Here is a 19,916-nt window from a genome sequence, read left to right as displayed (position 1 = left end):
TGATCGGGTGAGTGCCTGAAGAAAAGGGGTCCGACAGCAATGCTGCCGGACCCCTTTTCCGATTCCTGGGATGGACCTGAGGGAATCAGCCTGGGACCGGCGAGGTGGCGGTGCCGGGCATCATGGCCGACACGCCGCCGATCGGCGCCGGATGCGGGATGTCGGGGATGGTGACCTCGGCCACTGCCTTGCCGGGGTTGCCGGCGACCACGCTGCGCCGCGGCATCGGCTTGGTGACGACGGAGGAGGCGGCGACGATGCATTCGTCGCCGATGCTGACGCCGATCACCACCGCATGCGGTCCGACCCAGACGCCGTCACCCAGTTCCGGATAGTGGGTGACGCGGCCGGTGGGGAGCAGATCGTCCTTCTGGCCCAGCGTGACGCCGTGGAACAGGGTGACGTTGGCGCCGATCCGCGCGTTGGCGTTCACCACCAGTCCCCAGCCGTGCAGGATGCGCAGCCCCGGTCCGACCTGGGTTTCCCAGGGAAGATCCATGGCGGCGGAATGTTGCGTCCAACGGTGCAGCAGCCGGCAGGCGGCGAGCAGCGGCTTGCGCAACGGCTTCCCCAGCGGCCCACCCATCCGGTTCAGCGCCTGACAGCTGCGCAGGGTGAAGGTCACCCGGAACATCCGGTTGCCCGCCAGCAGCTTCAGCACCGCCCCGAGGCCGGAGCCCCCGCCGTACCGGGTGGCGTCCGCTGCAACCGTCTGCCGAAATGTGTAGTGCGGAGCGTCCTGCATCGCGGTGTCATCCTCTCCGTTCAAGCATTGTCACGCCGGCTGTCGGGCTGGCCGTCAGAGCGGCTCTCGGGCCGACTCTCAGGCCGCCTCTCAAGCCGTCTGGGGCCGGCGACGAAATCGGGCCGTCATGCGGAACAGCATGGCGCGGTCGGCCTTGCCGAAGCTCGGCCCGAACAGGGCGGCGACGGCGAACAGCATGGTCAGCCCGACCTTGGCGGCGGCGAAGGTCGGGTTCACTTCGAACCCGAACAGGGCGAGGCCGGCCAGATAGGCGATGGCGGCCGGCGCCAGGATGCCCGTCACCCGCACCACGCTGAGCGGCGGCTCGTTCGGGCTGAGACGGCGGCACATCGCCTCCGTGGCGCCCAGCATCACCAGCTCGCGCACCAGCACGCCAATGGCGCCGCCCATCAGGCCGAGCGGCCCCAGCGTCACCGCCATGACCAGCGTGCCGACGGCCAGACCGCCCAGCGAGATCGCCGGCAGGACGCCGACCTTCTTGGTCTTCACCAGCCCGACCTCGGCATGCATGCGAACGCCATGGACCACATAGGCCAGCACCAGCAGCGGCATGCAGGGCAGAACCGTCTCGTACTCGGCAGACGCGATCAGCCACAGCACCTCCGGCGCGGTCAGCGCCATGCCGAGCGCCGCCGCCGACAGCAGCACGACGAACAGGTAGAAGACGAATTCCGACTGGTCGCGCCCGGCGGTGCTGTCCTGCGCCTCGATCCGGCTGACCGACCAGATCTGCAGGAAGGAGGCGGTCAGGAACATGTAGAGCATGGTGGCGAGCCGCAGCCCGAAGGACAGCACGCCGACCGCGGCGACGCCCATCAGCAGGTTGACCAGATAGCGCATGGCGAACTGGTTGCCCATGTCCAGCATGGTCTGCGGCATGAAGGGCAGGCCCAGCACCGTCACCCGCTTCAGGATGCCGAAGGAGAAGCCGACGCCGTTCGCCGCCAGGATCGCCACCGTCAGCGCGATGCCCAGCCCGACGAAGGTGATGGCGTTGGCCAGGAAGATGCCGGTCACGCCCAGATCCATCACCAGGAGGAAGCTGAGGTTGAGGCCGATCAGCCCCACCGCCTTGCCGACCGAGATCAGCAGGCAGGTGCCCGACCGCTTGTGGACCCGGTAATAGGCGAGTGCCAGTTCGAACACGGCGCTGAAGGCGATGCCGGCGAAGGCGAAGGCGATGATCGGCCCCTGGTCGGTACCGCCGAACAGTAGGTCGCTGGCGCCCCAGCCGGCCGGCAGGGCCACCGCCAGCAGCGCCAGCGAGGCGGCCCACAGACCGATCATCGTGGTGCTGACCACGCGGGACCGGCTGCGGTCGTCGGGATGTTCGAAATAGACGACGGTGAAGGCGTTGATCATGCCGATCATCAGCATGACCGCAACGATGTCGCCGACGACGCTGATCAGGGCATAGACGCCGAACTCCGCCGGTGACAGGACCTTCGCATAGAGCGGCAGCAGAAGCAGTCCCGCAGCGCGGTTGACCACGTTCGCCACCATGAACATCCAGCCATGTTTGATGATCGTACCAGCTTCGACAGCCATCCGGTTTCCTTCGCCCCCTGTAATCCGCTTCTTCTTCCGGTCTCGCCTGCTGGGGAGAGCATCGCGTCCGCCCTGTCGCATGGATCCATGTCGCATGGACCGGTTCTGAAGGGCGGGCCGCACGGGCGCAGATAAGGAAAAAGAACGCGCCAAATCTTGGCGGAGGTCGGGACAGCGTCAATTCGGCCTTGAAGAGACCGGAACACTCTTCGGTGCTAGTCAGCACGGCTTCGGTCAGAGATCCTGGACGTTCCGAGTATGATTTCCGGCGAGTTCGCACGCTGCCTCTTGCGCCCCACAACAGGCAAGGGTGCGTTCGCGCCACGCCCCCGCTCGGAATTGCTGGAGGGCTCCCTTCGGTCGATCCGGGTGGCGGACCCACCCCGCAAGTTCGGCGATCACCCCCGTTCGCGCCGACGCTTTCCGTCCGGTCGGGGGAGGTTTTGGCGGCATATACCCAAAAATTGCGGGGATCGCAGGTGCCGCCGGGGGTGCGACACCACCTTGCCGTTAACCCGAAACGCTATCCCCGCTGGGGTTCGCATCCGAAAGTATCCCCATTAATATTCGGACCCCCGCACCCTTCGAAACACCGGTGGTATCGCGGACGCGAAATCAACGTCCGTATGCTCTGTTGCTGGCCGAGCTTCCTCATCCTAATTCGTCCTCAACGAACAGCGGATCGGCCCAGCAAAATCATGAAAGAGTGCTCTTTACATAAATGCGCCACTGCCGATGCGGGGGTGCAGCAAAGTAAAGACCGGCCGAATCCCAAGAGACGCTGATGACGAGCGACCATCCGCACGAATGGCCGTGCGGTGGCTGGCATTCCCTTCAACCACGGGACCTGCGATGAGCAAACTGGACCCAGAAGTGGTCATCGATCTGACCTCCGCGAAAAAGGCGACGATCCCCACGATCGCCCCCGGGCTGCTGCTTGCACTCTCGGATGGATTGGTCCTCGCCCTGGTGGGGTGGACGCTCAACCATTTCCTCGGCGCCGATGCGCTGACCGAGCCGATGGAAGCAGCCGCCTGGCAGCGGTCGCTGGTGACCGGCCTGATGCTGGTGCCTCTGGTGAAGTCGGTGTTCGGCATCTATACGCTCGGACGCTTCGACTACATGGAACGCACGAGACGGACTTTTCAGGCGGCCTTTCTGTGCTGCGCCGTGCTGGCGGTGCCGTTCATCGTGATGGAAGGCTTCCGTTCCTTCTTCGTGGAAGCGCTGTCGATCGCGCTGCTGGGCTTCGCGGTCACCTACGTCGCCGACCTGCTGCTGATCCAGGGCCTGCTGTCCAGCGCGCTGGACTGGCGCACGCCGGTGATGATCGTCGGCGCCGGCCCGCAGGGTGCGGCCATCGCCGAGAAGCTGCAACGCCTGCCCTGGCTCGGCATGCGGCCGGTCGGCTTCGTCGATGACGACGACAGCCTATGGCAGACCCGCGTCGCCGGCCTGCCGGTGATGGGTCCGGTCGAACTGCTGGCCAAGTCGCCCGCCGTCGCCGGCCAGGCCAGCGCCGCCATCGTCGCCGACATGGGCCGTCACGGCAGCGACCTGACCGGTCTGGTCCGCACCCTGCCCTTCCGACAGGTCTATTGCGTGCTGGGCGAAGGCAATGTCAGCGCCGTCGATGCGACCTACCACAACCTGCACGGCTCGCTGGCCCTGCGCGTCAGTGTCCGTCCGCCGACCGGCTACCTGCGCATCCGCCGCGCCATGGACATCGTCCTGTCGGCGATCCTGCTGGTCCTGGTGGCGCCGCTGATGCTGGGCCTCGCCGTCGCCATCCGGCTGGATAGCCCGGGCCCGGTGATGTTCCGCCAGAAGCGCTGGGCCGGCGGCAAGCAGACCTTCGACCTACTGAAGTTCCGCTCCATGCATGTCGATGCGGAAGAGCAGTTGCAGCATCTGCTGGCGAACGACCCGGTCGCCCGCGAAGAGTACATGACCTACCACAAGCTGACGGTCGACCCGCGCATCACCCCGCTCGGCCGCTTCCTGCGCAAGACCTCGCTCGACGAGCTGCCGCAGCTGTGGAACATCCTGATGGGCGACATGAGCCTGATCGGTCCGCGTGCCTACATGCCGAAGGAACTGCCGGAGGTGGGTGACTCCGCCGCGGTGATCGGCACCGTCCGTCCGGGCCTGACCGGTTACTGGCAGGTGTCGGGGCGCCACCGCACCACCTTCCAGGAGCGTGTCGCGATGGACGTCTTCTATGTCCGCAACTGCGGCCTGCTGTTCGACTTCTTCATCCTCTGCAAGACCGCCGTGATGGTGCTGAAGGGCGACGGGTCGTAACCGGCCCCTCCCCGAACCGGATGCCAGCCGGACCCCCGCGCCACCCGCGCGGGGGTCTTTTTGTTGGAATCCTTAGGGTGCATTCCCTTTTTCGGGCGGCAAAGGGAGGGGGTAGCGCGAAAACGGCTACCTCTTTCGGGCCCGGCCTCCTTCGGTCTAATGCCACCGCCCGGCTACGAGATGAGGGGTATCATCCGCATCTTCAGTGCTGCACAGCCGAACACGGTACGGCAGCCTAAGGGAAAGCCGATGAAAATCCTGGATTTTCTGGAAAAAAGCATCGCCGTCATCGGCATCATCGCCTTCGGAGGCTCGGTGCTTCCGCTGATGCTGACCGGCGGCGACCCGCTGGCGGGCGATCTGGAATCGGCCGGCGTCACCGTCCTGTATGGTGGTCTTTATGTTCTGGTGCTCGCCGCCATCGCATTGCGGCCGGCCATCGCCTTCCAGATCCCCTTCGCCAGCCCGGCGCTGACGGCGATGGTCGCCTTCGCCTTCCTGACCGCGCTGTGGTCGCTGTTCCCGGACATCACGCTGCGCCGGTCGATCGCCTTCATGTTCACGACGGTGTTCGGCATCTGGCTCGCTTTGCGCTTCCGCTTCCCGGAGATCATGCGGCTGCTGGTGGTCGGGCTGTCGTTCCTGATGTTCGTCTCCTTCTTCATGATCTTCGCGATGCCGGCCATCGGTCTGGACAGCGCGCAGCATGTCGGTGCCTGGAAGGGCGTGTTCTTCCAGAAGAACGTGACCGGCCGCATGATGGTCTGGCTGGTGCTGGCGCTGGTCTGGCTGGACTGGCAGAAGGAGATGGGCCGCTGGGTCACCCGGCCGCTGATCCTGCTGGCGATGCTGCTGATCGTGATGAGCCGGTCCGGCACCGGCCTCGTCACCTCGGTCCTGGTGTCGGTGGCCCTGCTGTCGACCACCATGCTGCGCGGCAGCATCCGCAACTTCGCGCCCACCATGGCGCTGCTGCTGGCCCTGCTGGTGATCATGGTCACCGCCGGCGCGACCTTCTGGTACGACGTGCTCTACGCGCTGGGCCGCGACCCGACCCTGACCGGCCGTACCGTGCTGTGGGAACACATCGTCCACTCGGTCGGCGAGCGGCCGCTGCAAGGCTACGGCTATGCCGCCTACTGGTCCGGCTTCAACGGACCGGGCTCCAGCTTCACCCGCGACTGGGGCATCACCTCGGCCCACAGCGGCTGGCTGGAACTGACGCTCGACCTCGGCCTCGTCGGTGTCGCGCTGGTGGTGGCGGTGCTGGGCCGCATGCTGTTCCAGGGCTTCTTCGCCGCCCGCTACGGCAACAGCCGGCCGGAAGCCGCCTGGGCGTTCGCCGTCGGCTGCGCCCTGCTGGCGGTGTCGGTGTCCGAAAGCGTGTTCGCCGAACGCCATTCGATGAACTGGGTGATCGCCACCATCGCCGTCGTCCGGCTGATCCAGCAGAGCCGCTGGCAGCGCCTGCTGAACGACCGGGCGGCCGAAGAGCACCGCCTGCGCCGGAGCACCGCTGCCGGCGTCCCTTCCCCCGCTTACGCCGGACGGACCGCTTATGCCGGCCCCTATCCCGGCCCCCTGTCCCGGCACTAGCGGCAGGGCGCTCCAGTTCTCCGTCCCCTGCGACCTTTCCCATTTCCCTTCGACCGAAGGCAGACCCATGAGCCCGAAGAACGAGCCGGCAAGCAGCAACCGCCCGGCAAACAGCGAACAGGCGACCAACAATCAGGTTACGGTCGTGATCCCCACCCGCAACCGCCCGGACATGGTGATGCGGGCGGTGCGCAGCGCTCTCGACCAGACCCATCGCGACCTTGACGTCATCGTGGTGATCGACGGGCCGGATCCGGCCACGGCCTCGCATCTGGCGACACTGGCCGATCCGCGGCTGACCGTGATGGCGCTTGAAACGAACCACGGCGCCGCGGAGGCCCGCAACATCGGCGTGCGCGCCGCACGGGGCGACTGGATCGCCTTCCTGGACGACGACGACCATTGGATGCCGGAGAAGGTGGAGTTGCAGATGGCGGGCCGCCCGGCCGGCATCCGCTTCCCCATCGTCAGCTGCCGCTGCCAAGTGGTGACCGCCCGCGGCACCTTCGCCTGGCCCCGGCGTCTCGCCACCCCGGCCGACGCCATCGGCGACTACCTGTTCGTCCGCCGCGGCCTGTTCAAGGGCGAGACCTTCGCCCCCACCACCACGCTGCTGGCGCCCAAGGCGCTGCTACTGCGCAATCCGGTCCCAAAATCCCGCTTCGACGACTGGGAATGGCTGATCACCTGCGGCCGGATCGATGGGGTGGCGCTGGTCCACATCCCCGACGTGATGGCCGTCCATTACACCGAGGAAAACAACCGCGTCACCCTGTCGACCTGCCACAACATCAACCAGGCGCTGGAGTGGGCCGAGTCGATGCGCGACCACCTGTCGCCGCGCGCCTATGCCAGCCTGCTGTTGCAGGCGACCGGCGGCGAGCAGGCGGCCCGCACCGCCGGCACGCGCTGGCGGATCCTGAATTCGGCTCTGCGCGACGGCCAGCCGACGCCGATGGCTCTCGCCACCTTCACCATGCATTCGCTGATGCCGGTCGGCCTGCGCCGCCGCCTGCGGCAGGCCTTGTTCTCCGCGTCCGACGCTGCCTGAGCACGAAAAGGACCCCGACGCCTATGGACAGCACCAACGACATCCGCACCCCCACCGGCCAACCGGATGCGCCCACCCGGACCGTCGTCGTGTTCGCGACGCCGGGCGCACTCGACGGCGGCGGCGGCATCGGCCGCATGACGGGCTATGTGGTCGACCAGTTCGACAGGTCGGGCACGACCCGCTCCATCATCCTCGACACCCGCGGTACCGGTAGCGTTCTGCTGTCACCCTTATATCTCGGCGTAACCCTGGCCCGGCTGGGCTGGATCCTTGCCCGCCGCCGGGCCTCCGTCGTGCACATCAACGTGTCGGAGCGTGCGAGCTTCCTGCGCAAGGCGGCGGTCCAGCTGGTGTCGGGGCTGATGTCCTGCCCGACCGTCGTCCACCTGCACGGCGCCTCCTTCGTCGAGTTCTTCGAAGGCGGCATGTTCGCCCGCGGCATCAGCCGCTGGCTGTTCAACCGCTGCGGCCGGGTGGTGGTGCTGGGCGACAACTGGCGCGACTTCCTGGTCCAGTCGGTCCGCACCGATCCCCGCAAGATCCGGGTGCTCTACAACGCCGTGCCGGATGTGGGCGCCGACCTCGGTACGCCGAAACCGCCGGAGCCGGGCGCCGTCCTGTCCCTGCTGGTGCTCGCCAACCTGTCCGAGCGCAAGGGCATCGGCACGCTGCTGCGCGCCTGTGCGCTGCTGAAGGAGCGCGGCCAGCCCTTTCGGGTGACCATCGGCGGCGGCGGCGATGTCGACGGCTACCGCGCCATGGCGGCCGAACTGGGGGTGGCGGAGGAATGCCGCTTCCTGGGCTGGATCGGCCGGGAGGAGGCGCATGCACACATCCGGTCGCACGACATGCTGCTGCTGCCTTCGACCCATGAAGGGCTGCCGATGGTGATCCTCGAGGCGCTGTCGGCGCAGCTGCCGGTCATCACCACGCCGGTGGGATCGATCCCGGAGGTGCTGACCGACGGCGAAACCGCCCGGATCATCCCGGTGAACGACCCCGGCGCCCTGGCCGATGCCGTGATTGAGGTCGGCCACGACCCGGATCTCTACCGCCGGCTCGCGGAGAACGGCCGCCGCCTGTTCCTGAAACAGTTCGTCATCGACGCCTACGCCAAGTCGCTTCTGGCGATCTACCAGGAGTTGGACCGCGGCGCGGTCGAGCTTTCCGGGGACCTGGACAAGCTGGCCGGATCGGCCGCCACCGCATCCAAACGGCGGTAGGCCATGGTCACGCAAATATCGATGATCGGATTGGAAAACAATCACTGCGGGCGTAGCCGAAAGGGAGATGCACATGCACAGGTTGGGTAACCATACCGGCAGGCCAACCCGTTCGGTCGCTCCACAGCGTGCGGATGCTGCATCGCGTAAACTTGCATGTGAACGCCGCCCGGCCTCCGGCTGCGGCGCGTTCCAAAGGGCGGCAGCCCATCGGCCGCATCGCGACGCACCTGCCGCGGCCTGATCGTCGGGCCGGCAAGGACCAGAGGCCGAAAACATAACAAGCCCGCCGCAGCCGTCGAAAGACGGACGTCACACGGTAAAAGCCGGGGCGCAACGCAGGAAAGGCGGGCCGGGAAAGGATCAGGAGCGGACATGATCTATATCGTCTCCCCCGGCGGTACCCAGGAGAAAGGCGGAATGGGCCGTGTGGTCGACAACTTCACGACCGATTTCCGGCAGAATTGTCCGGACGTGAAGTTCGAGGTGATCGACAGCTACGGCCCTGGCAAATTCCACCTGATGCCCCTCTATTTCGCGCGGGCGACCGCGCGGCTTGCCGGTTGCTTTGCCGCCGGCAAAGCCGATCTCGTCCACATCCATATGGCCGAATACGGCAGCGTCCTGCGCAAGGGCATCCTGATCGCCATGGCGCGCACCTTCGGCGTGCCGGTGATCCTGCATCTGCATGGCGGGCGCTTCCCCAAGCAGTTCAAAGACGCCGGTCCGGTGATGCGCTGGGCGATCCGCCGCATGATGGCGATGACCGGCGAGATCGTCGTGCTCGGCGAGTTCTGGCGCGACTGGGTGGCCGAGGCCTTCGGGCCCGAGGCGCGCCAGCGCACCACCCTGCTGCACAACGCCGTGCCGGGTCCGGCATCGCCGCCGGTGCGCGACGATGCGGAAGAGGACTTCGCCGGCCCGGTCCGCCTGCTGTTCCTCGGCCGGCTGATCAAGCTGAAGGGCATCGACGTCCTGCTGAACGCGCTGGCGTCCCCCACCTGCCGCGACCGTAACTGGCAGGTCACCATCGCCGGCGACGGCGATCTGGAGACCTACCGCAGCCTCGCGACGGAACTGGGCATCGCCGACCGCGTGCGCTTCACCGGCTGGCTGGATCAGGCCGGCTGCCGGCGCGAGCTGGCCGGCGCCCATGTGCTGGTCCAGCCGTCGATGTTCGAAGGCCTGCCGATGTCCGTCCTGGAGGCGATGGCGGAGGGACTGACCATCGTCGCCACCCCGGTCGGCAGCGTCCCCGACGCCATTGCCGATGGGGAGACCGGACTGCTCGTTCCACCGGGCGATGTGGCGGCGCTGTCCGATGCGCTGGCGCGGGTGATCGACGACCGCACCCTGCGCCGCAACCTCAGCGCCGGTGCCCGCGCGCGGTGGGAGCGCCAGTTCGACGTCGCCGTGTTCCGCGAACGGCTGCTGGAGATCTACCGCCGCAACGCGCGCGGCAGCCTGAGCACGTCGCCCGCCGTTCCCGCCGGACCGGTTCCGGCCGCCGGACCGGCAGGCCATTCGAAAAGCACCACCGGCTGACCCGAAAAGCGGCAGGCCTCTCCCGGTTCAGGCAGATCGAGCCCAGGCTCAGACCCAAGCCCGAACCGGGAGCATCGACATGAAGGAAGGGGCACCATGAAAAACGCCATTGCCAATCTGGTGCGCTGGTCGGGATTCGGTGCGATGCAGCGGTTCCTGAAGGCGCGGAACGCGGTCACCATCGTCGTCTACCACGATCCGGACCCGGAGGTGCTGCGCGAGCATCTGCGCTGGTACGCCAAGCATTACGGCTTCACCACGCTCGATGCCGTCGCCACCGCGATGGAGACCGGCCGCTGGGACAAGCTGCCGGATTATCCGCTGGTCATCACCTTCGACGACGGGCACCGGAACAACACGGCGCTGGCGCCTTTGTTCCGCGAATTCGACCTGCGTCCGACCATCTACCTGTGCAGCCAGATCGTCGGCACCGCCCGTCCCTACTGGTGGAAGACCGCCGCCGCCGACGGCATCGGGGTGGAGCGGCTGAAGCGCGTGCCCGACCCGGAACGCCGCCGCCTGCTGGCCGAGGCCGGCAACGATCCCGACAAGGATGGCGACGACCGGCAGGCGATGACCTGGGACGAGATCGCGCGGATGACCGATGTCGCCGATTACGGCGCCCACACCCGCACCCATCCTATCCTTCTGCAATGCGACGACGACCGCTGCTCCGACGAGATCGCCCTGTGCCGTGCCGAGCTGGAGGAGGCGCTGGGCCGGTCCTGCCGCCATTTCGCCTTCCCCAACGGCGATTTCAGCGACCGCGAGGTGGAGGAGATCCGGCGTGCCGGCTACCGCACCGCCCGCACCATCGACCCCGGCTTCAACGACGCCTCCAGCGACCCCTTGCGGCTGAAGGCCTTCCCGGTGTCCGACGATGCCACCGTGGAGTGGCTGAGCGTCCAGCTGACCGGCATCCCGGCCTGGCTGCGCAAGCGCAAGGCCGCGAACACCGGCGATTCGGCCAATGGGGCAACGCCCGAATGGACAGGTTCGATGGTAAAGCCCAAGTCGGCAGGCGTATGACCGCGGCTGCCGGCGCCAAGCCGAACGTCAAGCGTCCCGCGACAAGCTCTATTACGGGACAACAGAGTGGCTAACCACAGACTTCAATCCACTCCTATCCTTTGAGCCCTCGCAAACCACCGCGAGCATCACAATAAAATTGCATATCAGGCGGATGCGAGAACAAGGAGCCGGAAAACAGCGGGACACATGACAGGGGGTAGCCGGACCTATCCCCAACAGCGTCCCGGCCGAACACCCGGCTCCCCGTTCAGACCGACCGGCTTCCCAACCGAACCCCCGTTACGACACCCCCTTTACGACAACCCAAGTCGACCGAACCCAGCAGGAGTTTTCAGAGACATGCGGACCGCCACCCTGACCGACACGACCCTGACCGCTCCCGCCCTGCCGGAAATCCGCGCCTTCATCGTGGAGAATTTCCTGCTCGGCAAGGACTCCGGCTTCGACAACAGCGAATCCCTGTTGGAATCGGGGATCATCGACAGCACCGGCATCATGCACGTCGTCGCCTTCCTGGAAGAGCGCTTCGGCATTGCCGTGGATGACGACGACATGGTCGCCGACAACCTGGAATCGGTGGACCGCATCGCCGCCTTCGTCGGCCGCAAGCAGGAACTGCGCAACGCCGCCTGATCCCAAAGGGAGCGGGAATGCGAGCGGCCAAAAGACGGGCGAAGAAGGACATCACCATGGCCCATCTGGTTCACCAGTTCCTCAGCGAGACGGCCAAGCGGGATCCCTCCCGCACCGCGCTGATCGCCGGGGATGCCCGCCGCAGCTTCGCCGAGCTGGACCGTGAAAGCGACGCCGTCGCCTGCGCGCTCCAGTCGGCGGGGATTGCCCGCGGCGACCGCGTCGCGGTGATGCTGGAGAACTCCATCGAATATGTCGCCGGCCTGTTCGGCACGCTGAAGGCCGGCGGCGTGTTCGTGCCCGTCAATCCCTCCACCAAGGCCGACAAGCTGACCTATCTGCTGGCCGACGCCGGCATCCGGGTCCTGATCGCGCCGGCAGCGTTGGCCCGGCAGGTCCTGCCGGCACTGGAGACGGTGGAGACGCAGCCGACGGTGCTGTGGGTGGGCGCCGGCCTGCCCGACGGTGCCACCGGCCTGCTCTATGCCGACGTGCTGGCCGCACAGCACCGGCAGCCGGCCGAGCCGGGCCTGATCGACCAGGATCTGGCGGCCATCATGTACACGTCCGGCACCACCGGCCGCCCGAAGGGCGTGATGCTGACCCACGCCAACTACGTCAACACCAGCTGGGCGATCTCCACCTATCTGGGGAACACCCCCGACGACGTGGTGATGTGCGTCCTGCCGCTGACCTTCGGCTATGGCCTGTCCCAGGTGCTGACCGGCGCCCGCGTCGGCTTCACCCTGGTGCTGGAGCGCTCCTTCGCCTTCCCGATGGAAACGCTGAAGCGCATGGTGCAGCACCGCGTCACCGGCCTGCCCGGCGTCCCGACCGTCTTCTCCACCCTGCTGGGGCTGGAAGCCGCTAGGACCGCCGATCTCGACAGCCTTCGCTACCTGACCAACGCCGCCGCCCCGCTGCCGGCCGCCCATCTCAGCCGCTTGCGCGAGCGATTCCCCCAGGCCGTCTTCCATTCCATGTACGGCATGACCGAGTGCTGCACCCGCATCAGCACGCTCGATCCCGCCGAACTGGATCTGAAGCCGGCTTCCGTCGGACGGGCCATCCCCAACTGCGAAGCCTTCGTCGCCGACGAGGAGGGCAGCCGCCTTCCTCCCGGTCAGGTCGGCGAGCTGGTGGTGCGCGGCGCCAACGTGATGCGCGGCTATTGGAACCGGCCGGAGGAGACCGCCCGGCGCCTGCGCCGCGGCCCGCAGGGCGAAACCCTGTTGTTCACCGGCGACCTGTTCACCCAGGACGCCGAGGGGCATCTCTACTTCGTCAGCCGCAAGGACGACGTCTTCAAATGCCGCGGCGAGAAGGTCAGCCCCAAGGAGGTCGAGAACGCGCTGTACGAGCTGGAGGGCGTGCTGGAGGCCTGCGTGATCGGCGTTCCCGACGATGCCGACGGGTTGGCGGTCAAGGCCTTCCTCGTCGCCCGTGACGGTGCGACCCTGTCGGAAGCGGCGATCCGCCAGCACTGCCGCGGCCGGCTGGAAAGCCACCTCGTGCCGAAATTCATCGAGTTCCGTGACAGCCTGCCGAAGACCGACTCCGGCAAAATCCGGCGGGCGGAACTGGTGGAGGAAATCGGCACGCCGGCATGTCCGTCGGCGGCGTCCGTCCGCTCCCCCGCATAGCGGGGAAGGGGCAGGACGGGAGCGGAACGCTCCCCATACAGAACACCACCACGAACACTACCCACCCCAGGACAGAGAGCACGCTCATGTGTGGTGTCGCCGGAGTTCTCGCAGGATCGCGTGCCGAACCGGCCGGTCTGGACGAGCTGAAGCGCATGATCGCCATGCTGGGCCATCGCGGCCCGGACGGTTACGGTTTCTACCGTGACGACCGGATCGGGCTTGCCCATGCGCGTCTCAGCATCGTCGGTCTGGCCGGCGGTTTCCAGCCGATCCACAACGAAGACCGCACCTTGTGGATCAGCTTCAACGGCGAGATCTTCAACCATGTCGAACTGCGGCGGGAGCTGGAGGCGCGCGGCCACCGCTTCTACACCCAGACCGACACCGAGGTGATCGTCCACGCCTTCGAGGAATATGGCCCCGCCACCTGGGCCAAGCTGAACGGCCAGTTCGCCATCTGCCTGTGGGACACCACACGGCGCGAGCTGTGGCTGGTCCGCGACCGGCTCGGCATCCTGCCGCTGTTCTACGCCCGCCGCGGCGACCATCTGGTGTTCGCGTCCGAAGCCAAGTCGCTGTTCGGCGGCGGCCGGGTGGATCCGGCCTTCGATCCGGCCCGCCTCGCCCAGGTCTTCACCCACTGGAGCACCGCGCCGCACGGCAGCGTCTTCGCTGGGGTGGAGAGCGTGCCGGCCGCCACCGCGATCCGCGTCGACTCCACGCTGGCGCTGCATGTCGACCGCTACTGGCAGCCCGATTTCGCCACCGATCCGTCGCTGGCCAAGCTGTCGCTGGACGAGGCCGCCGACCGGCTGGAGGAGAAGCTGCTCGACGCCATCCGGCTGCGGCTGCGCGCCGACGTGCCGGTCGGCGTCTATATCAGCGGCGGGCTCGACAGCTCGGTGATCGCGGCGCTGGCCCGCAAGCTCGACACCACCCACATGCACAGCTTCGGCGTCCGCTTCACCGACGCCAGCTTCGACGAGACGCCACAGCAGCGGCTGGTCGCCGGTCATGTCGGGACCGAGCATCACGACATCCTCTGCAGCCCGCAGGACATCCAGGCCGCGCTGCCCGACGTCATCCGCCATGGCGAGACGCCGCTGGTCCGCACCGCCCCCGCCCCGCTGTTCCTGCTGTCGCGTCTGGTGCGAGAGAGCGGCATCCGCGTGGTGCTGTCCGGCGAGGGTGCCGACGAGTGGCTGGCCGGCTACGACATCTTCAAGGAGGACAAGGTCCGGCGCTTCTGGGCGCGGCAGCCCGACAGCAAGGCGCGGCCGAAGCTGCTGGGCCGCGTCCATCCCTTCGCCGCCGTCAACGGCCAGAAGGACAGCCCGCTGTGGCAGGCCTTTTTCAAGCGCGGCATGATGGACACCGACGAGACCTTCTATGCCCACCGCACCCGCTGGCGGAACACCGCCTGGTCGCAGCGCCTGCTGTCCGCCGATGTCCAGGCCACCGCCGACGATGCCGCCTTCGAGGCGCATGTGGCGGCCCATCTGCCGGACGGCTGGTCGCGCTGGTCGCCGCTGGCGCGCAGCCAGTGGGCGGAGATCGCCACCTTCATGACCCCCTATCTGCTGTCGGCGCAGGGCGACCGCGTCGCCATGGCCAACAGCATCGAGGTCCGCTACCCCTTCCTCGACCCGGCGGTGGACGACCTGTGCGCAGCATTGCCGGACCGGGTGAAGATGCTCGGCCTGCGCGACAAGCTGGCCCTGCGCCGGTTGGCCGCCCGCCATCTGCCGGCCGAGATCTTCCAGCGGCCGAAGCGGCCCTATCGCGCGCCGATGACCACGGCCCTGTTCGGCGACGGCGCTCCGGACTATGTCCGCGACCTGCTGTCGCCGGAAGCCCTCGCCCGCTACGGCCTGACCGACGCCGTGGCTGTCTCCGCCCTGGCCGACAAAGCCCACCGCCAGAACGGCCGCATGGCCGGCGAGCGGGAGGAGATGGCGCTGGTCGGCACGCTGACCCTGCAGATGCTGGCCCGGTACGTCCAAGACGAACTGCCCCAGAGCATCCGCGACCAGCAGGCCGCCCTGGACCGCGCCGAAATTCACGTGCTGGAGGATCGGGCCGGCGACGCCCGAACCGCCACACCTCAGCCCACCGCGGCCTGACCGCCGCGACCGTTTCTGACCGACGATGCATCAACCCCCATTGGGAATCGTGACCATGCTGAACGCCCTCACCTCGTTCGACTCCAAGGCCCTCGATCTGGATTGCGCGGCCGCGGCTCGCGAGATCGAAGACGCCATCCAACGCATCGTCGCCCATGATCTGCGCCGCCAGGGCATCGTGCTCGGCGTGTCCGGCGGCATCGACAGCTCGGTCTGCGCCACGCTCGCCGTCCGCGCCCTCGGGCCGGAGCGCGTGCTGTGCATCCTGATGCCGGAAAAGGAAAACTCGCCGAAGAGCACCCGCCTCGGCACGCTGCTCTGCGAGCATCTCGGCGTGACCCCGGTGATGGAGAACATCACCGGCCCGCTGGAGGCGCTCGGCTGCTACGAGCGGCGCGACAACGCCATCCGCCGGCTCTTCCCGGAATTCGGTCCGGGCTGGAAGCAGAAGATCGGTCTGGCCGGCAACCTGCTGGACGCCGACCGTGTCAACTACTTCACCCTGACCGTCGAATCGCCGGACGGCGAGCGCCAGACCAGCCGCATGCCGGTGGACGTCTATCTCGACGTCGTCGCCGCCACCAACCTGAAGCAGCGCATGCGCAAGACGGTCGAATACACCCATGCCGACCGCCTGAATTACGCCGTGCTCGGCACGCCGAACCGGCTGGAGTATGAACTGGGCTTTTTCGTGCGCGGCGGCGACGGTCTGGCCGATCTCAAGCCGATCGCCCACCTCTACAAGTCGCAGGTCTACCAGATGGCCGCCTATCTCGGCCTGCCGGCGGAAATCCAGGCGCAATCGCCCAGCACCGACACCTACACGCTGCCGCAGTCGCAGGAGGAGTTCTACTACGCCCTGCCATACGACAAGCTGGATCTGGCGCTCTGCGCCTATGGTCGCGGCGCCAGCGAGGAGGAAGCCGCGGAAGCTCTGAACCTGACCGTTCAGCAGGTCCACCGCGTCTACAAGGACATCACCGCCAAGCGCCGCACCTCCGCCCGCATCCTGCGCGATGCTCATCTGGTGCAGCCGGTGTCCGTCGGGGATGAGGCATGAGCGTCATCGACTGGAAGCAACGTGGCGTCGCCCGGTATGAACCGGGCGACCACGCCTCCCTGGAGGCATTCCAGCGCGCGCATTTCGGGGCCGAAGCAATCCAGCTGTCCCCAGACCACTTCCATTGGCTGTTCGAAGAGCCGCCGGAACGGGAGCATGAAGGACCGCAGCTCTGGCTGTGCAAGCGGAATGGGGCGGTGGTCGGCCAGCAGGGCGGCATCCCCTTCGCCCTGAAGGTGGGCGAGCGCAACCGCCGGGCCTCCTGGGCGATCGATCTGATGGTCGCCCCGGAATGGCGCCTGCGCGGCGTCGGCCCCGCCCTGTCGGAAACCCACACCGGAGCCAGCGATCTCGCCGTGTCGTTGTCGATGACGGAGGCCGCCTACAAGTCCTACAAGCGCGGCGGCTGGCTCGACCTCGGCAATGTGCCCACATATCTGCGGGTGATCGATCCGCTGCGCTGCCTGCGCGTCAGCCCCTATGGCGGCGGTCTGGCCAAGCTGGTTGCCAGGGTGGGCAAGCCGGCGCTGGCGTCGGCCTCGATGGGCTACGGACTCTCGGCCAAGCTGCTCGGTGCCCGGCTGGTGGAGATCGACCGTTTCGACTACCGCGTCGACGACCTCTGGGAGGCGGCGTCGCCGCAGCATTCGGTGATCGCCCGGCGCGACTGGGCCTTCCTGAACTGGCGCTTCGACCTGTCCCCCCAGACCGACCGCTTCCGCCGCTTCTACGTCATGCGCGGCGAGACCGTTCTGGCCTATGTCGTGCTGCGGGTCGACCACTGGAAGGGCGAGCCGGTCGGCGTGGTCTGCGACTATCTGGCCCGGCCGGGCTGGCTGATGGCGGCCTTCTCGCTGATGACCGAACTGGCGCGCCGGGAGGGTATGGTTGCGCTGATGTGCAGGACGCTGAACGCCCAGGCGGCGCGGCCGCTGTCGATGATGGGCTTCCTCTGCCTGAAGAACGGCCTGCGCACACCGACCCGCATGATGGTGCGGCCGGCGCTCGACCAGCCGGAACTGGCCGGTACGGTGGGCGATCCGAAGAACTGGTTCGTCACCATCGCCGACAGCGACATGGGCTTCAAGGGGTTGGGCGAGTAGACGAAGAGCCCAAAGTCCAAACGCGAAAAGGCCGCCTTCCCACAAGGGAGGCAGCCTTTTCGCTGATTGCGATAAAATCGAGTTTTAAGTGACGGGATGCGTCTTCAGATCGTCCATGAAGCGGCTTGCCGCTGTGCATGGCGCCCGGTGAGATCAAGCCGATCGAGCGATTAGTAAGGCTTAGCTTCAGGCATTGCTGCCCGTCCACATGCCTCCTATCGACGTGATGGTCTGTCACGGCTCTCAAGGGAGCTCTGGTTTAGAGGTGGGTTTCCCGCTTAGATGCTTTCAGCGGTTATCCCGTCCATACTTAGCTACCCGGCCATGCCACTGGCGTGACAACCGGTGCACCAGAGGTATGTCCATCCCGGTCCTCTCGTACTAGGGACAGATCCTCGCAAAACTCCGACACCCACGGCAGATAGGGACCGAACTGTCTCACGACGTTCTAAACCCAGCTCACGTACCACTTTAATCGGCGAACAGCCGAACCCTTGGGACCTGCTCCAGCCCCAGGATGTGATGAGCCGACATCGAGGTGCCAAACGACTCCGTCGATATGGACTCTTGGGAGTCATCAGCCTGTTATCCCCGGCGTACCTTTTATCCGTTGAGCGATGGCCCGTCCACGTGGAGCCACCGGATCACTATGGCCGACTTTCGTCTCTGCTCGACTTGTCAGTCTTGCAGTCAGGCGGGCTTATGCCATTGCACTCGTCGAGCGATTTCCGACCGCTCTGAGCCCACCATCGCGCGCCTCCGTTACACTTTGGGAGGCGACCGCCCCAGTCAAACTACCCGCCATGCAGGGTCCCGGACCCGGATAACGGGCCACGGTTAGATGCCAGAGACTTCAAGGGTGGTATTTCAAGGTTGGCTCCACACGAGCTGGCGCCCATGTTTCCAAGCCTCCCACCTATCCTACACATGAAGTCCCTAGCACCACTGCAAAGCTGTAGTAAAGGTGCACGGGGTCTTTCCGTCTGACCGCGGGAACTCCGCATCTTCACGGAGAGTTCAATTTCGCTGAGTTGGTGTTGGAGACAGCGGGGAAGTCGTTACGCCATTCGTGCAGGTCGGAACTTACCCGACAAGGAATTTCGCTACCTTAGGACCGTTATAGTTACGGCCGCCGTTTACCGGGGCTTCAATTCAGAGCTTGCACTCCTCCTCTTAACCTTCCGGCACCGGGCAGGCGTCAGACCCTATACGTCGCCTTGTGTGGCTTCGCAGAGCCCTGTGTTTTTAGTAAACAGTCGCTACCCCCTGGTCTGTGCCCCCCGCCATGGCTTGCGCCACAACGGGGCCCTCTTCTTCCGAAGTTACGAGGGCAATTTGCCGAGTTCCTTCAACACCATTCTCTCAAGCGCCTGGGTATACTCTACCAGTCCACCTGTGTCGGTTTGGGGTACGGTCTGTATGGCGGGGCTATTTCCTGGAACCGGTCCACAGCACGATCAATCCGATAAGATCGTACACGCTTTCCAATCCGTCACCTCCGCCAGGCCCACGAATATTAACGTGGTTCCCATCGACTACGCCTTTCGGCCTCGCCTTAGGGGCCGGCTCACCCTGCGTGGATTAACCTTGCGCAGGAACCCTTGGACTTTCGGCGACAGTGTTTCTCACACTGTTTGTCGCTACTCATGTCAGCATTCTCACTTCCGATACCTCCAGGCGGCCTCACGGACACCCTTCGCAGGCTTACGGAACGCTCCGCTACCACGCGATCAAAGATCGCATCCGCAGCTTCGGTACACGGCTTGAGCCCCGATACATTTTCGGCGCAGGCCGGCTTAACTAGACCAGTGAGCTATTACGCTTTCTTTAAAGGATGGCTGCTTCTAAGCCAACCTCCTGGTTGTCATGGCCTTCCCACATCCTTTCCCACTTAGCCGTGATTTGGGGACCTTAGCTGGCGGTCTGGGCTGTTTCCCTCTCGACGATGGACCTTAGCACCCACCGTCTGTCTGCCGGACTGCACTCTGCGGTATTCGGAGTTTGGTTAGGTTTGGTAAGGCTCGCGCCCCCCTAGCCCATCCAGTGCTCTACCCCCGCAGGTGATATCCGACGCGCTACCTAAATAGCTTTCGCGGAGAACCAGCTATTTCCTGATTTGATTGGCCTTTCACCCCTAGCCACAGGTCATCTCCGACTTTTTCAACAGGCGTGAGTTCGGTCCTCCAGTGCGTGTTACCGCACCTTCAACCTGCCCATGGCTAGATCATCAGGTTTCGGGTCTAAAGCATGCAACTCGGTCGCCCTATTCAGACTCGCTTTCGC

Annotated in this window: 13 protein-coding genes and 1 rRNA gene (1 of these 14 cut by a window edge); 11 read left to right on the top strand and 3 right to left on the bottom strand. The window is 66.2% G+C overall.

Annotated elements, in window-relative coordinates; all coding sequences use genetic code 11:
* Nucleotides 1–85: 85 nt before the first annotated feature.
* Together ABNQ40_RS16695 and ABNQ40_RS16690 are read right to left on the bottom strand one after the other, a co-directional pair.
* Entirely contained in the window at nt 86–745 is a 660-nt protein-coding gene (locus ABNQ40_RS16695; protein ID WP_109050492.1) for a serine acetyltransferase, read from the bottom strand.
* Nucleotides 746–835: 90 nt separating this feature from the next.
* Nucleotides 836–2,314: a lipopolysaccharide biosynthesis protein gene (locus tag ABNQ40_RS16690; RefSeq protein WP_109050493.1), complete on the bottom strand. Its 1,479-nt coding sequence runs from the start codon at nt 2,312–2,314 to the stop codon at nt 836–838.
* A gap of 852 nt (nt 2,315–3,166) precedes the next feature.
* On the opposite strand from ABNQ40_RS16690, the gene ABNQ40_RS16685 reads away from it, so the two are divergent.
* From ABNQ40_RS16685 to ABNQ40_RS16635, 11 genes are all read left to right on the top strand, one after another.
* Entirely contained in the window at nt 3,167–4,618 is a 1,452-nt protein-coding gene (locus tag ABNQ40_RS16685; RefSeq protein ID WP_391347309.1) for an exopolysaccharide biosynthesis polyprenyl glycosylphosphotransferase, read from the top strand.
* A gap of 249 nt (nt 4,619–4,867) precedes the next feature.
* The gene (locus ABNQ40_RS16680) at nt 4,868–6,214 is read left to right on the top strand and encodes an O-antigen ligase family protein (protein WP_391347307.1); all 1,347 of its coding nucleotides are present in this window, start codon (nt 4,868–4,870) and stop codon (nt 6,212–6,214) included.
* A 67-nt stretch (nt 6,215–6,281) separates the two neighbouring features.
* Nucleotides 6,282–7,265, top strand: a complete 984-nt coding sequence (locus ABNQ40_RS16675) for a glycosyltransferase family 2 protein (RefSeq protein WP_391347304.1) — start codon at nt 6,282–6,284, stop codon at nt 7,263–7,265.
* A 23-nt stretch (nt 7,266–7,288) separates the two neighbouring features.
* Nucleotides 7,289–8,491, top strand: coding sequence for a glycosyltransferase family 4 protein (locus ABNQ40_RS16670; protein ID WP_391347302.1), 1,203 nt, complete (start codon nt 7,289–7,291; stop codon nt 8,489–8,491).
* Between the two features lie 375 nt (nt 8,492–8,866).
* Complete coding sequence (locus ABNQ40_RS16665; RefSeq protein ID WP_391347299.1) at nt 8,867–10,036, top strand: glycosyltransferase family 4 protein; 1,170 nt, start codon at nt 8,867–8,869, stop codon at nt 10,034–10,036.
* Between the two features lie 96 nt (nt 10,037–10,132).
* Nucleotides 10,133–11,065: a polysaccharide deacetylase family protein gene (locus tag ABNQ40_RS16660; RefSeq protein WP_391347297.1), complete on the top strand. Its 933-nt coding sequence runs from the start codon at nt 10,133–10,135 to the stop codon at nt 11,063–11,065.
* 342 nt (nt 11,066–11,407) lie between these two features.
* A complete protein-coding gene (locus tag ABNQ40_RS16655; RefSeq protein ID WP_098737743.1) occupies nt 11,408–11,701 on the top strand; it encodes a phosphopantetheine-binding protein in 294 nt (97 codons plus the stop codon).
* Nucleotides 11,702–11,718: 17 nt separating this feature from the next.
* On the top strand, nt 11,719–13,344 hold the full coding sequence (locus ABNQ40_RS16650; protein ID WP_391347295.1) for a class I adenylate-forming enzyme family protein: 1,626 nt from the start codon (nt 11,719–11,721) through the stop codon (nt 13,342–13,344).
* Nucleotides 13,345–13,430: 86 nt separating this feature from the next.
* Nucleotides 13,431–15,470, top strand: a complete 2,040-nt coding sequence (gene asnB, locus ABNQ40_RS16645; RefSeq protein WP_109050498.1) for an asparagine synthase (glutamine-hydrolyzing) — start codon at nt 13,431–13,433, stop codon at nt 15,468–15,470.
* Nucleotides 15,471–15,525: 55 nt separating this feature from the next.
* Nucleotides 15,526–16,530, top strand: coding sequence for an NAD(+) synthase (nadE, locus tag ABNQ40_RS16640; protein WP_098737746.1), 1,005 nt, complete (start codon nt 15,526–15,528; stop codon nt 16,528–16,530).
* Nucleotides 16,527–17,633, top strand: coding sequence for a GNAT family N-acetyltransferase (locus ABNQ40_RS16635; protein WP_109050500.1), 1,107 nt, complete (start codon nt 16,527–16,529; stop codon nt 17,631–17,633). Before nadE ends, ABNQ40_RS16635 begins: the two co-directional genes overlap by 4 nt.
* A gap of 149 nt (nt 17,634–17,782) precedes the next feature.
* Here the strand turns inward: ABNQ40_RS16635 and ABNQ40_RS16630 are convergent.
* Nucleotides 17,783–19,916, bottom strand: a 23S ribosomal RNA gene (locus ABNQ40_RS16630); it runs 611 nt beyond the window's last position.

The organism is Azospirillum sp. A23 (assembly GCF_042938965.1).
Lineage (GTDB): Bacteria > Pseudomonadota > Alphaproteobacteria > Azospirillales > Azospirillaceae > Azospirillum > Azospirillum melinis.
This window is presented reverse-complemented; position numbering and strand designations above follow the sequence as displayed.

Bases quoted from the DNA above. Each gene is read 5' to 3' on its own strand.
- ABNQ40_RS16665 (WP_391347299.1), top strand. From the start codon at position 8,867: ATGATCTATATCGTCTCCCCCGGCGGTACCCAGGAGAAAGGCGGAATG.
- ABNQ40_RS16690 (WP_109050493.1), bottom strand. From the start codon at position 2,314: ATGGCTGTCGAAGCTGGTACGATCATCAAACATGGCTGGATGTTCATG.
- ABNQ40_RS16655 (WP_098737743.1), top strand. From the start codon at position 11,408: ATGCGGACCGCCACCCTGACCGACACGACCCTGACCGCTCCCGCCCTG.
- ABNQ40_RS16680 (WP_391347307.1), top strand. From the start codon at position 4,868: ATGAAAATCCTGGATTTTCTGGAAAAAAGCATCGCCGTCATCGGCATC.
- ABNQ40_RS16650 (WP_391347295.1), top strand. From the start codon at position 11,719: ATGCGAGCGGCCAAAAGACGGGCGAAGAAGGACATCACCATGGCCCAT.
- ABNQ40_RS16635 (WP_109050500.1), top strand. From the start codon at position 16,527: ATGAGCGTCATCGACTGGAAGCAACGTGGCGTCGCCCGGTATGAACCG.
- ABNQ40_RS16695 (WP_109050492.1), bottom strand. From the start codon at position 745: ATGCAGGACGCTCCGCACTACACATTTCGGCAGACGGTTGCAGCGGAC.
- nadE (WP_098737746.1), top strand. From the start codon at position 15,526: ATGCTGAACGCCCTCACCTCGTTCGACTCCAAGGCCCTCGATCTGGAT.
- ABNQ40_RS16675 (WP_391347304.1), top strand. From the start codon at position 6,282: ATGAGCCCGAAGAACGAGCCGGCAAGCAGCAACCGCCCGGCAAACAGC.
- ABNQ40_RS16670 (WP_391347302.1), top strand. From the start codon at position 7,289: ATGGACAGCACCAACGACATCCGCACCCCCACCGGCCAACCGGATGCG.
- ABNQ40_RS16685 (WP_391347309.1), top strand. From the start codon at position 3,167: ATGAGCAAACTGGACCCAGAAGTGGTCATCGATCTGACCTCCGCGAAA.
- ABNQ40_RS16660 (WP_391347297.1), top strand. From the start codon at position 10,133: ATGAAAAACGCCATTGCCAATCTGGTGCGCTGGTCGGGATTCGGTGCG.
- asnB (WP_109050498.1), top strand. From the start codon at position 13,431: ATGTGTGGTGTCGCCGGAGTTCTCGCAGGATCGCGTGCCGAACCGGCC.